General features: G+C 39.5%; 10 protein-coding genes and 1 other annotated feature. Of the genes, 2 read left to right on the top strand and 8 right to left on the bottom strand.

Features of this window, described 5'->3' with window-relative positions; translation table 11 throughout:
- Positions 1-35 precede the first annotated feature (35 nt).
- Positions 36-234, bottom strand: a binding site (T-box leader).
- Between the two features lie 121 nt (positions 235-355).
- The 6 genes from I6751_RS12640 to I6751_RS12615 all read right to left on the bottom strand — a co-directional run bounded on the left by I6751_RS12640 (position 356) and on the right by I6751_RS12615 (position 7,258).
- Entirely contained in the window at positions 356-1,894 is a 1,539-nt protein-coding gene (locus tag I6751_RS12640; protein WP_231037851.1) for a DHA2 family efflux MFS transporter permease subunit, read from the bottom strand.
- Between the two features lie 2 nt (positions 1,895-1,896).
- Positions 1,897-2,946: an HlyD family secretion protein gene (locus tag I6751_RS12635; protein ID WP_182187232.1), complete on the bottom strand. Its 1,050-nt coding sequence runs from the start codon at positions 2,944-2,946 to the stop codon at positions 1,897-1,899.
- A 62-nt stretch (positions 2,947-3,008) separates the two neighbouring features.
- Positions 3,009-3,614 (bottom strand): TetR/AcrR family transcriptional regulator, encoded by a 606-nt coding sequence (locus tag I6751_RS12630; protein ID WP_196590838.1) that lies wholly within the window; start codon positions 3,612-3,614, stop codon positions 3,009-3,011.
- 229 nt (positions 3,615-3,843) lie between these two features.
- Positions 3,844-5,418, bottom strand: a complete 1,575-nt coding sequence (locus tag I6751_RS12625) for a ClC family H(+)/Cl(-) exchange transporter (protein ID WP_196590839.1) — start codon at positions 5,416-5,418, stop codon at positions 3,844-3,846.
- A 177-nt stretch (positions 5,419-5,595) separates the two neighbouring features.
- Complete coding sequence (locus I6751_RS12620; RefSeq protein ID WP_196590840.1) at positions 5,596-6,780, bottom strand: MFS transporter; 1,185 nt, start codon at positions 6,778-6,780, stop codon at positions 5,596-5,598.
- A gap of 40 nt (positions 6,781-6,820) precedes the next feature.
- Positions 6,821-7,258, bottom strand: coding sequence for a MarR family winged helix-turn-helix transcriptional regulator (locus I6751_RS12615; protein WP_196590841.1), 438 nt, complete (start codon positions 7,256-7,258; stop codon positions 6,821-6,823).
- A gap of 145 nt (positions 7,259-7,403) precedes the next feature.
- On the opposite strand from I6751_RS12615, the gene I6751_RS12610 reads away from it, so the two are divergent.
- Positions 7,404-7,976, top strand: coding sequence for a TetR-like C-terminal domain-containing protein (locus I6751_RS12610; RefSeq protein ID WP_182187242.1), 573 nt, complete (start codon positions 7,404-7,406; stop codon positions 7,974-7,976).
- An 18-nt stretch (positions 7,977-7,994) separates the two neighbouring features.
- The gene (locus I6751_RS12605) at positions 7,995-9,209 is read left to right on the top strand and encodes a multidrug efflux MFS transporter (RefSeq protein WP_182187244.1); all 1,215 of its coding nucleotides are present in this window, start codon (positions 7,995-7,997) and stop codon (positions 9,207-9,209) included.
- Positions 9,210-9,361: 152 nt separating this feature from the next.
- On the opposite strand, the gene I6751_RS12600 is transcribed toward I6751_RS12605, so the two are convergent.
- Positions 9,362-12,496 carry an efflux RND transporter permease subunit gene (locus I6751_RS12600; RefSeq protein ID WP_196599110.1) on the bottom strand — a complete coding sequence of 1,045 codons (3,135 nt, stop codon included), beginning with the start codon at positions 12,494-12,496 and terminating at the stop codon, positions 9,362-9,364.
- Positions 12,493-13,749 (bottom strand): efflux RND transporter periplasmic adaptor subunit, encoded by a 1,257-nt coding sequence (locus tag I6751_RS12595; protein ID WP_196599109.1) that lies wholly within the window; start codon positions 13,747-13,749, stop codon positions 12,493-12,495. Before I6751_RS12595 ends, I6751_RS12600 begins: the two co-directional genes overlap by 4 nt.
- Positions 13,750-13,907: the final 158 nt, after the last annotated feature.

Genomic DNA, 13,907 nt, shown 5'->3' with positions numbered 1-13,907 from the left:
AATACAATCAAAGGGATAAAAAAAAGCCCTCATCCGAAAAGGACGAGGACACTGTTCCCGTGGTACCACCTTAGTTAGCAAAATGCTCACTTTCAGTCCGATAACGCCGAACCACCCGGTCAGTTTTCACTGACAGCTCGCAAGCAGCTTTCCGCTATATTAATTTTACGGTTTGCACCCACCACCGCTTCTCTGAAAAATAATATAACGTACTTTCTTGTTCATCACTTACTTTGTATGTGCTTTTTATCATAGCACATACAAATCCTTAAATGCAAGTAAATTTTTCAGACATCATTCGATTAAAAAACATATTTACCTGCCTGCTGCTTTGTATATAAAAATAATACATCGTTTAATCTGCTTTTTTTAATTTGTTTCCGGGCATAAATAGTGCACTTATTGCTAAGGTCAATAGCACCACAGCAACAAAATCATACGTATCATGAAAAGCTAAAATATCAGCCTGATGAATCAATTCTTGATAAATATGCCCCATGGCACTGATTGGTGCCTGCAAAGCCGGTATTCCAGAGTTTATCGCTGCCTGCATATAATCAGCAATTGCCGTTTTATAACCAAAATTATCAACTGTCAAATGCTGCACGAGGTTAGCCTGTTCTATCTGCTCGCTGTGCACGAGCTTATTCATAACTATAGCAATACCAACACTGCCTCCCAGGTTCCGCATCAATGAAACAATAGCCGAGGCATTGCTGCTGTCCGCTGGTGCTATTTTAGAAAAAGCAAGCGTACTGGCTGGAATAAATAAAAATGGCAATCCTATTGTCTGAAACACTCGCATTATGACAAAAGTTTCATAATCAGTCTGCGGTGTTACCATTCCTGTCAACCACATGCCAAAAGCATTCAGCAGCATACCGATGGCAATTAAATATTTTGCCTGAACTTTAGTCACCAATTTACCCACTATCGGCATCATCAGCATTACAATTACTCCGGCAGGCGAAAGTACTAATCCTGCTAAAGTAGCATCATAACCAAAATTTGTCTGTACCAGCATCGGTAAAAGCGCAGAGCTGGAATAAAGCGCAAATCCAACAAAAAACAGCATAATGCATGGCATGGAAAAACTTGGCAGCCTGAATAAACTCAGTTTTACTATCGGATTCTTCTGACGAATAATCCAACAGATGGCAGTTATAATGCCGCAGGCAGCTATGCCGGCAAATAGCATAATAAAGGTACTGTCAAACCAGTCTTCCTGTTGTCCTTTATCAAGGACGATCTGCAATGCCCCCAATCCCAAGGCCACCAATCCCAGTCCAATATAGTCTATTGAAGCGACTTGTCTCTTTTGTGCACTTGGCGGATCACTTACCAATACCTTTACTAAAAACACTGCCAAAAAACCTATTGGTACATTAATAAAAAAAATCCAGCGCCAGCTATAACTGTCCGTTATATATCCACCCAAAGTCGGTCCAAGTATTGGTGCTATTACCGTAGTAATTCCTGTAATGGCAAATGCCATTCCCAACTTTTCCGGAGGAAAACTATCCTTTATTATCGCTTGTTGGCTTGGTTGAAGTCCACCGCCTGCCAATCCTTGCAACAATCGGCAAATAATCAGCATCGGCAGTGATGTAGCTATACCGCATAAAAAAGATGCCCCCGTAAATCCTAAAATACAGAATATAAAAAACCTTTTGCGTCCCATAAATGCTGCCAGCCAGCCGGACAACGGCAATATAATCCCATTTGACACTAAATAAGACGTAAGTACCCACGTACTTTCATCTGTACCGGATCCCAACGAGCCGGCAATATGTGATAATGCCACAGTCACTATCGTCGTATCCAAAATTTCCATAAAAGCGGCCAGACTAACTGCAGTAGATATCAAAAATGGATTTACCACCTTCCCTGCCATAATCATTTTGCCCCAAATAAATGTACAGTAGGAATAACCGACATTCCCAGACCCAGCACAGATAATTGCTCATTATTTATGTCATTAAATACTATTTTTACCGGAATTCGCTGAACCGTTTTAACAAAATTACCTGTGGCATTTTCTGCTGGAAATAATGAAAAATACGAACCTGTTCCCGCCTGAAAACTATCAACGACTCCGGTCAATTTCATATTGGGAAACGCATCCACAGATATATCCACCTTATCTCCCGGGCGCATACCCTTAAGCTGATTTTCCTTAAAATTTGCTGTCACCCATAAGTTTGAACTAACCAGAGAACACAATTGCGTTCCAGACTGGACATAAGCTCCGGCTTCAACACTCTTTTTCGTTATCCGTCCATCTATTGGTGCAGTTATTTTTGTATATTGTAAATTAGTCCGGGCCTGTTCAAGTTCCGCCGCAGCTTTTTCTACCTGTGCTTCAAGCTGTTTTACACTATCATTGCTTTTGGCAATCACACTTGGTGCAGAATTAGCAGAGTTCAGCTCCGCCTGCATTTGCTGCAATGCCGCCCGTGCTGACTTTTCTGATTCGACCGCCTGATCATACTCCTGCTGCGAACATGCACCATTTTCTATCAGCATCTGCATACGCTGCTTATCAGACGCAGTTTTTTCCCACGCCGCCCGGGCAGCATTAACTTTTTCCTGTGATGCCTCTACTCCCGCCGGAGCTGTTATTAAAGTAGTCTCAGCATCATCTTTTTCCGCCGCCAATGCTGATTGAGCAGCCTGCAAAGCCGCTTGGGCATTTTTAACCTGCAAATCATAGTCCCGACTGTCAATTTCCATAATGACATCACCAGCTTTAACTATTTGGTTATCTTTTACATATACGGTTTTTATATATCCCGCTACTTTCGGGCTTATTTCTACTACATGCCCGTCAATCGCTGCATCATCTGTGGATACTTCACCACGGTATAAAAAATAATAAATACCTGCCCCAGCTAATAAAATAAGAACAACTGCAGCCGCTTTTTTCATCTTTGCATTAATTTTCATTTCATCACCTTTTATTTTTAACTGCTCCCGCATAATAAAAAAACGTTGTTTGTCACAATCCTTCAGACATTATTTTTAATTTCACATTTTAACAACGCTTTGGCAAACAGCTGTGTAGAATTTTCAATATAAGTTTTTGTAGATATATCAACAAATCTCCTATCCAAAGTTATTTTCGAATAAAAAAAACCGAAATTCATAGTAATAAATGATAAAGCAGCTACTTCTATATTAACGTCTGCTGACAATTTCCCCTGTGATTCCAAATCCTTCAAATATGCTACCATAAATCTCTTAAAATGATATGGTGGTAATTTCTCCCAGTCTTTTGCTGCAAGAAAAGTTTTTTCCTTTATCAGCAATATTACAGCATTTTTATTTTTTTCCATTATTTGATGATAAGTACTGCTTATCATCAATAAATCTGTCCGCAGATTTCCAGTTAATTTATTTTCGAATATTTCTTTTAAAGAAGGAACAAAAGAGCATCTTTCTATAACTGCTTCCAATACTCCCTGCTTACTGGAAAAATGTCTAAAAACAGTCATTTCACATGTTTTGGCGGCAGCTGCTATATCTTTCATCGACACTGCCGCAAATCCTTTTTCAATCATTAACTTCAAAGCCGCCTGAATGATCCTATCCGCAGTGCTCAGATTATCTTCCATGCTTTAACCTCATTTCTACGCAATATATAATCATTAATTATGTTAGTTATACTAACTAACATAATTATCACACCGGCAGGAAATTTTGTCAAACAAAACATCATTGTTAAAAAATCAGCTGCCTTCATCAACACAGCAGTCAATGAAAACAGCCTTTTATAAAAGTCAACATAACGTATCTATGAACAAAAGTCGCACGAATAAAATTAAGAAACTTGACAATATCCTCTTAATTATTTTCCTCTGATAATATACCCTGCAGTATTTCAATTTGGTCTTCATATGCCAAAATATACAAATAATCACCGACCTGCAGGCGTGTCTCTCCGTCTGGAACAATTTCTTCTTCACCGCGCCTGATATCTATAATCAGAATATGCTTCGGCCATTCAATGGATTTAATGCATTTGTCATCAGCATTACTGCCATTGCCCACTACCCGTTCTATTATTACACGTTTATAACGCAAAACTTTTTTTATCCGTGCATGCTTATTTAAAGAACGACATAATAATGCATCATACACAGCTCTTCCTTTAGCCATATCAACTGCAACATATGCTGCCATTGATACACATATCAAGGCCATCATATGCTGAAATGACCCAGTCATTTCCATAATCAAAATACTGCCGGTAATCGGTGCCTTAACTACCGCTGAAAAATATGCCGCCATCGCAAAAACGATAAAATTGACCTCATAAGCAGAAATGTCCACACCAACAGCTATAACAATATGGCTGAATACACCACCAGCCAATGCTCCCAAAACCAGCATCGGTAAAAATATACCTCCCGGAACACCTGAACCAAATGATAACGCTGTAAAAAATATTTTCCCCAGATATAATATGCACAAAAAAGCTAATCCATAATGTTCTTTCACTAATATATCAACCAGACGATTACCACCGCCTAAAACTTGCGGTAAAACAAATCCCAAAATAACTGCTACTGCTAATGGCAATGCCGGTTTCCACATTTTTTTTAAAATTTTTTGCCCGTCAAACCAATCCATTGCTTTAAATAATAAACGATTAAATCCCAAACCTAAAAAACCAACAAACAATCCCAATAAAATCAACAAGCCATACATTTTCATCGGCAACACCGGCAGATTACCGATATGAAACACCGGTATTTCACCAAAAAAGATGGCCGTAACAGCCGTTGCTGTCACTGAAGCCGTTGCTGTTGCCATCAGCACAACAGGAGAAAAATTGCGGTATAATTCTTCAAACCCAAAAATAATTCCTGCCAGCGGTGCATTAAAAGCAGCTGCCAGACCGGCACAGGCTCCGCTGGTAAGTAAAAACCTTTCCTCCATACGTGAGCGTCTCCTGCTACGGCTTATACCTTGTGCCAAAGCCGCCCCCAGCTGAACACTTGGTCCTTCACGCCCCAGCGAAAGTCCCGAACCGATAGCAATTACCCCTCCGACAAACTTGTAAAATAAAACGCTGAACCAATTCATATGCATTTTTCCCAGCAATATTCCCTTAATCTGCGGTATCCCACTACCAGATGCCATCGGTTCTTTCTTTACAATCCGATACAATAAAAATGCAAACAGCAGCATCAACAAACAATATAATAAAAATATTGTCCAATTATCCCATGAAAAATGTTTATATACCCAAGGACGCAGTTCTTCTGAACCTTCTAAAAGGCCTCTGTAAGCCGATACTACCAGCCCGGTTGCAACACCAATTAAAATTCCCTCCAGACATAACTGCAGACGGAAATACCTGGCTTTATCCTCACCAAAAGCAGTCACAGCTTTTGATAAATATGTTTCTTTCATATAAATTCTCCCGCAGGAATGATTTCTCTCTATAAATTTTATCTATATAAACTAATATCATCAAAATTTTACCACACTTATCAGCATTTCCCAAATTTACCTTTAATCCATTCATAATAAAAAAACGGGCAGGGCATTTAGCTCCCCACTCGTTTATTATATGGCAATATGCTGTATTCACATCGATTTATTGAGTTTTTTCTTAGATATCGGCGGCAGGAAAAACGTTCCCAGCGCACCTACTCCTGCAATTAAAACAATTAATTTCATTACAGCCGGCAATCCATAACTATCAGCGAACCAGCCCAAAGACGGAACCACTATACCACCGACACTGAACGATAATCCCAATGTTACACCGGAAGCAAAACCAATATTTTTTGCCAAATAACTCTGTCCCAATACCACATAGGAACTATATGAAGCAAATGCCGCAAATCCGAGTGGTATCAATAACATATACAGTACGATAATATTTCTTGTCATTACCACTGCTACCAATGAAATTACCAATCCTGCCATGCAATATTTTATAACTTTGATATAACCAAACCTATCCGCCAGTACTCCGCCAATAAGTGTCGTTACCACCCCGATCAATGATAATATTGTCAGCGTTGAACTGCCGACGCCATTTGATTGAAGCAATACATGTACACAAAACAATGGTAAAAAACTTTCCACTGCACAAAAGGCTATGGAACGGCAGACAATAACCACTGTCAACCGAGAAAAAGCATGCCAATTATTTTCACCTTGTACTGTTTCCTGATTACTCGAGATTTTTACAGCATATTTTTCCATTCTATCCGCTGCTTTTTTTATCCGCGGTACCAGGAAAAAAAGTGCTCCGCTCATCAATATTGCAATAGCAGCAAAGGAAATTATCCCCTTCATGCCAAAAGCAGTAACCAATGCCACCGCCAATAAAGGCCCTACTCCGAATCCGCCATTACCGCCAACGGAAAATATACTCATACCCAGGCCTTTTTTACCGCCTGAAATACGATTTACCAATCGGGCGGCCTCAGGATGAAAAATCGAACTGCCTATTCCCATAAAAGTAACCGCTGCGAATATTGCCCAATAGTTTGTAAATAAACTGGTAGCTCCCAAAGATACACCGCACAATAATACCCCAAATGACATAAACCATGGTCTCGATACCCGATCAGCCAGATAGCCAAAAATTGGCTGCACTATTGAAGACAGAAAACTGCCGGCAAACATAAGCCCGCCCACAGCCTTATAATCCATGCCGTAAAAAGTCACGAAAAATGGCAGTAGTGCTGGTAAAGCACCTGAATTTATATCATTACATAAATGTGCTGCCGCCATAAAATACAAATACTTATTTTTCAAGAGAACACTTCCCTTATATGTTTTTTCAACAACTTTATTTTTATTTATTTATATCATCCCAGGAATGGACAAGTTTTTCCAATATTCTATGTAAATCCGTCAGCTCCTCATCAGATAATGCACTAAACATCTTATCAAAAATTCTCACATGTATCTGATGATGCATCACCGCCGCTGTCCGTCCTTTTTCTGTCAATCTTATCAACATTCTCCGTCTGTCTTTATCATCTTTTATTCTTTCTACATAACCATTCTTTTTTAATTTTCCCAATAGCTCACTTAATGATCCCGGTCGTATAGTCATCTTTTTAATTAATTCATTTTGCGCTATTTCTCCACTTTGAATTAAACAATGCACTACTCTGCACTGCCCCAATGGCATAACTGAACCTTCACTAAACTGATGAAAAAATCTTTCCCGCAAATTTCCCATTTTATGGAATAAATTATGCAATTCGCTAATTTCTTTTTCGCGCATAAAAACATATCCTCATATTATTTTATTAAGGTACCTAATTATTATGTTATAACAAATTTTATTGTGACTGTCAACTAAATTCTATGCGTTGACAACTTACTATGTAAGTTTTATAATGTACACTGTCAGTTTAAGGAGTGATATAATGCGTTCAATTATTAATCTTTCAACTATTATCATGACTGCAGCCAATATTGCTGATACGGAGGGTCTCGACGCAGTTACCCTGACCCGCACTGCCGAAAAGTTAAACATAAAAAAACAGTCTTTATATAATCATATTAAAAATTTAGCCCATTTGAAATGCGAACTAATTATTTACGCAAATGCCCAGCTAAGACAGCATCTGATACAAGCAGTCATCGGAAAAGCCAGAGAAGAAGCTATTTTAGGAGCTGCCGAGTCTTACCGTAATTTTGCCCATGATCATCCAGGCCAATATCAAGCAATTATTTCATTATCCTGGGAATTTAAAGACGATGAAAAATTCCAAGCTTCTACCCATGCACTCATGGAAATCTTGTTTAAAATTTTATCTGCCTATCAACTGCATGAAGATTACCTGACCCATGCTGTACGGGGACTCCGCAGTATAATGCACGGTTTTATTTCTCTGGAAAATTCGGGGTGGTTTCATCAGCCTATTGATAAAGACGAAAGTTACCGTTTATTGCTGCAGACATTTATCAATGGCATAAAATCAATCGAAAAAAAATAATTTTAAGCAGGTGCTTCTATGGAAAATTGGAAAAGAAATTTAATTATCTGCTGGCTTGGTTCTTTTGCCACCTCGTCAGCATTAAGCCAAGTAGCGCCAATATTACCATTATTTATTCAAAAACTAGGCGTACACTCACTGCCCGACATCGAAACATGGTCTGGTATAGCATTTGGCAGTACTACATTCATTATGGCTTTTTTCTCACCTTTCTGGGGAAAACTAGCCGACAAATATGGCAGAAAACCTATGCTGCTGCGTGCCAGTTTGGGTATGTCAATAGTAGTAGGCAGCATTAGTCTTGTCAGTTCTGTATACCAATTAGTAGGACTGCGCATGCTTATGGGAACCATTTCAGGTTTTAACTCCGGCGCCATAACGCTGATTGCCACACAAACACCTGAAAATAAAGCCGGCTGGGCATTGGGAACGTTATCTACCGGTTCTGTCAGTGGTATGCTTTTAGGCCCCCTTATTGGTGGCTATCTCGTAGAAATTTTAGGTATACGTAAGGTTTTTATTGTAATGGGCCTGTTATTGCTGATTGCTTTTTTATTAACACTATTTTTTGTCAGGGAAGATTTTATCCCGACCAGAAAAAACCTTTTATCTTTTTCCGCTATCTGGCGGTCACTCGCCAACAAATCTTTGATCATCAGCATGTTTATAACGACATTCATCGTACAGGTGGCCTTATTCTCCATTGAACCCGTTATTACTGTATATATTGGTACTTTGACTCCGCATACTGAACATTTGGCATTCATTTCCGGCATGGTTTTTGCCTCTTCGGGACTATCAAGCATACTGGCTGCCCCCTGGCTGGGCAAACTGTCTGATCATATTGGTGCCCATAAAGTAATTTTGGCTGCTCTTATCTGTGCCGCAATATTATTTATCCCCCAGGCTTTTGTACAAAATGAGTGGCAGCTCATGGGACTGCGTTTTCTCGTCGGTATTGCCACCGGTGCAATGCTGCCGTCAATAAATACCATTCTGCGGCAAAATATTCCCTCGGAAATCGCCGGACGTATTTTTAGTTACAATCAGACTGCACAATTTCTCGGTGTATTCTGTGGTTCCGTTTTTGGCGGCCAAATCGCCGCATATTTTGGCATCAGAAATTTATTTTTCTCCACCAGTTTACTGTTATTTATAAATGTTATCGGTGTCCGTGAATTCATCTATAAAAAAGCCGACCAAAAATTCTCCCACAATATTTACTCACACTAATATCAAACTGGACAGGGCTGTCGCACGCAACTACTTTCCCTCATAAATATGCAAATCTCACTATTTTTACCCGTCTTTAAGAGACAGAAAAACTACGAAATTTCATTTTTATGATGTCAATACTATTTGCGCGGCAGCCCCTATTTATCTTATTAATGCCTCCATATACCGGCAATTTTCCTAATTGGTGCCAACATATTTTTCAATGAAAATTTTGTCTGGGCAAAGTAAACAAACACCAATGGTATCACAATCAAAGTGAAAAAAGTAGAAGACAACAGTCCGCCAATTACGACCCAAGCCATACTCACTCTGCTTTCAGAACCCGGTGTCACCGCTAATGCCGTAGGCAGCATACCCGTGACCATCGTTATAGATGTCATAAATATAGGTTTTATTCTTGTTTTTGCAGCTTCGACCACTGCCACTTTGGCATCTTTTCCACGATGCATGAGAGTTAACGTATAATCAAGCAACAATGTACCATTTTTAGCCACCAGTCCATCCATTACCAAAATTCCCAGCAATGAATATAAATTGATTGTATTTCTTGTCAGAGCCAAAAATGCAAACGCTCCTATCAGTCCAAATGGTAACGAAAGCATTCGTATTACAGGAGTTGACAATGATTCATACAAAACTGCCAATAAAATATATACCAGGAGAAGTGAAAGTGCTATGGCCTGTCCCATTTCGGTAAAAGTGTCATGCATATTATCAGCCTGTCCGGTAAATCTATAGGTTACATTATCTCCCAAATTTTCTTTCGACAGATTCCGGGAAATTTTTGCGATCATATCCTGTAGTGAACGCCCATCATCAATATTGGCAGAAATGTTTATTGCCTCCCGCTTATCAACCCGCCTCAGCATAACCGGTCCCGCATCATATTTTATATCTGCGACATCCTCCAATCTAATCAACCCGGTATTAGTACTTACCGGTATGGAACGGATATCGGATACCTTAAACCCATCACTGCCTTTTAACCGTACATAGATATCTGTATCCTGATTATCATTATTCGGATCATTCATCATGTATCCTGCCAGTGATCCTGCTATAGCACCGGAAAAAACATTTTGAATATTATTAGCTGTAGTATTGAAATACCGCAACCTTTCCCGGTCAACTACCAAGCGCAATTCCGGTGCCCCTTCAGTATATGAACTGCGCACATCCTTCAAGCCATCAGTTTGATTCAAAATATCCTGCACCTTATATGATGCTGCAACTGTATTCTTTAAATCATTCCCACTTATTTCTATTTGCACCGGTGCTGTATTTCCGGCTGAATTTCCCGTACCTGTTCCTCCGGAAACTCCCGGCATAGAGCTGGCCGACGGATTCACCTGGACAGAAGCCTCAGGAAATTGCTTTCTTAAATAACCCCGCACTTTATCGGTAAACTGCCAGATATTTTCACGTTTACTCTTATCAATCAATTGTACACTCACTGATCCATAATTTCCTGCCGGCTGCCCCACGCTCGATAAATAAGTTTTAATCTCCGGCTGCTGCATTAAATATTCTTCTACCTGCCTGACCTTATCGTTTGTCGCATCAATATTCTGTCCTACCGGAAACTGCATCATTATCCTAAACGAACCTTCATCAGTTTTTGGCATATATTCTCCGCCGATAATCCCCAGCGGATAATACAAACTTATGGCTGCCAACAGCATAATTGCCACGGACATTGTAATTTTTTTAGTATGAAAAAAACTCCAATGTAATAATTTTTCGTAATATACTAATGTCTTATCCCCCACAGAGTCAAAAAAATCCCATAATTTCCCCTTGGGGGGATTTCCTAATCCATTTTTATAAAATCGTGATGCCAGCATAGGTGTCAGCGTAAAAGATACTGCAAGTGAACAAAGTGTTGCAAACACTATTGTAAGACCAAACTGCCGGAAAAACTGCCCCGTCATGCCGTTCATAAAAGCAATCGGCATAAATACAACAACATCACACAAAGTAATTGCTATAGCCGCCGTACCTATTTCATTACGTCCATCTTCTGCAGCCTGATCCGCCGGTTTTCCTCGTCTCAAATGCCTGTTAATATTTTCCAATACTACAATTGAGTCATCTACCAGTATACCAACACATAATGACATCCCCATTAAAGACAGCATATTAAACGTAAATCCTGCCGTATACATCATAAAAAATGTCGTTATCAGAGAAGTAGGTATAGCGATAAGAACAGCTACAGTAGAGCGCCAGCCGCGCAAAAACAGAAACAAAACCAGTCCTGTGGTAAACAGCCCTTCAATTAATGCTTCCAGCGTATTATGCAAGGCATCTTCCACATATGTAGAAGAATTGGTAATTACTACAAACTGATAATCTGGATAGTCCTTGCGCAGCAATTCCAGCTGCTCCATCACAGCTTTAGTGGTATCAACAAGATTTGCATCACTGTTTTTATATACAGATAAAGATACTGTATCCTGACCGTCTGTCCTTGCATAGCGTGTAACACGCTGATCCTGCTCTTGCACATCTGCTATGCTCGACAGTGGAATAGCTGTCCCCTTGCTGTTATTTATATGTATGGAGGCCAGTTCCTCAGGTGATTTATACTGAGCTGTCAGCCGTACATTCGTTTCCGATTGCGGTCCGTAAACAGAACCGGCCGGTGTCAATATGTTTTCCTGTTCAATGCGTGATACAATCTGCGACAAGGATAATCCAAAATATGCCAGTTTATCTTTATCCACATTGACTGCAACTTCCTTATCCCGGCCGCCGCCAATCTGTACGTCAGAAACACCGCCCGCCCGCTGTAGTCTTTCAACAAAAGTATCATTAGCCACAGTATAAACATCACCCAGCGGCTTATTAGACAACACCGATATTTCTAAAATTGGCAGTGCATCTACATCTCTTTTTAAAACAGTAGGTGTTTGTATTCCATTTGGCAGTTTATTTAAAACAGCATTAACATATTGACTGGTATCAATAGCAGCCGTATCAATATTGGTCCAAAATTGAAATTCCAAAGTGATCTGCGCTTTTTCTGGTCTGGCAACAGCTGTCATGTGTTTCAAGTTTGTCAAAGAAGAAAGTGAATTTTCTAACGGTTTAATTACGTCTTGTTCTATTTCCTCTGAATCAGCCCCCGGATAATTAACAGTCACTGTGACATAGGGAATATTTATCGCCGGCAGTAATTCCACTCCTATTTTATAAAAACTAAACAGTCCCAGTACAACAAAAAATAAAACTATCATCGATATACCAATAGGTTTTTTTATACAATAGCGGGTGATGTTCATGCCGCATCACTCCCGTCAGTCAGTACATCTACTTTTAATCCATCGCGCAAACGTGACAAATTATCAACAGCAATATTTTCTCCGCCCGATAATCCGCCGAGTATCTCAACAGCATCATCACCGGCGGTGCCAACGGTGACTTCCCTTCGTTCTGCCGTATTATCCGCTTTAATTACAAAAACATAATTTTTCCCATTTTTAGCCAATACTGCTGCTTTGGGCACAGCCAATACATCACTCCGCAATACGCTCTTCAATGCGGCACGGGCAAACATTCCTCCCTTTAATGCTTCATTGGCATTATCCAATGATACTCTTAGTATATAAGTCATTGAAGTCGCATCAATAGTGGGACTTATGTATATTACACTGCCATTGAATGTGTCATGCAACGATTCAATATTTACCGGAAGTGACATTCCAACTGAAAACGCCGGTAAATCTTCTTCAGAAACCTGATAATCAACATATATGGAACTATTATCATATATACTCATGAGTTTTTGTCCCACCGTTACCATATCACCCGCTTCAACCTGCCTATACCCTACTGTTCCATCAATTGAAGATATCAGCGTCATATCATTTTCCTGCCTTTGTGCTGCCGTCAATGAACTTCTTGCTTTCGCCATATTTTCCTGTGCAGATAATACTGACGAAGCTGTTCCTGCATTCATCTGGTTTTCTATAGCAGACAATGCTGCCTCAGCATCCTGCATTTGCTGTCTGGCCGCATCCATATCATCAGCTGAAATCCCGCCTACGGCATATACCTGGCTATTACGCTGATATGTTGCCAAAGCCTTATCATAATCTGCTTTGGCCTTATTATAATTGGCATCCAATTGTGCCTGTGCTGTTTGTTCGTCTGCTGCTGCCTGATTATATGCATGTCTGTTTACATCTACTGATAATGCAGCATCATTACTGTCTTCTCTAATCAACACCTGTCCGGCTGTAACTTTTTGCCCAAGTTCGGCATCTACACTATCTATTCTTCCCGCATATTTGGCTGCGACATCCACCTGTTCTTTTGGTATGGTCTGCCCCACTAAAGATATATTCTTTACAATATCTTCTTTTTTTACATCTATAGCATGTATCGCAGTGACCAGTTTTTTATCTGATACTACTCCTTTTTGATAAACCAGCCTGTATATGCCTATTGCCAATATACATATAATCATGATAATTCCGATAAATAACAGCCGCTTACGTTTAGTTTTTAACACATTGTCCAATATTTTTATCACAATTTTCACCTTTTAATTTTTATTGGTGTATCAACAATGTATGCCAATTATCTTATCCTCACGGCACGATAAACTCCTAAAATATCGATAAAAATGACAACATTTAATTTTATATTATATTACTGATTCTACTACAATTTGTTACAAAATTATGTCAT

Source organism: Pectinatus frisingensis, from assembly GCF_015732285.1.
Classification (GTDB): Bacteria; Bacillota; Negativicutes; order Selenomonadales; family Selenomonadaceae; genus Pectinatus; species Pectinatus frisingensis.
The sequence above is the reverse complement of the archived record's forward strand: the minus strand, read 5'-3'. Positions and strand labels throughout refer to the sequence as shown.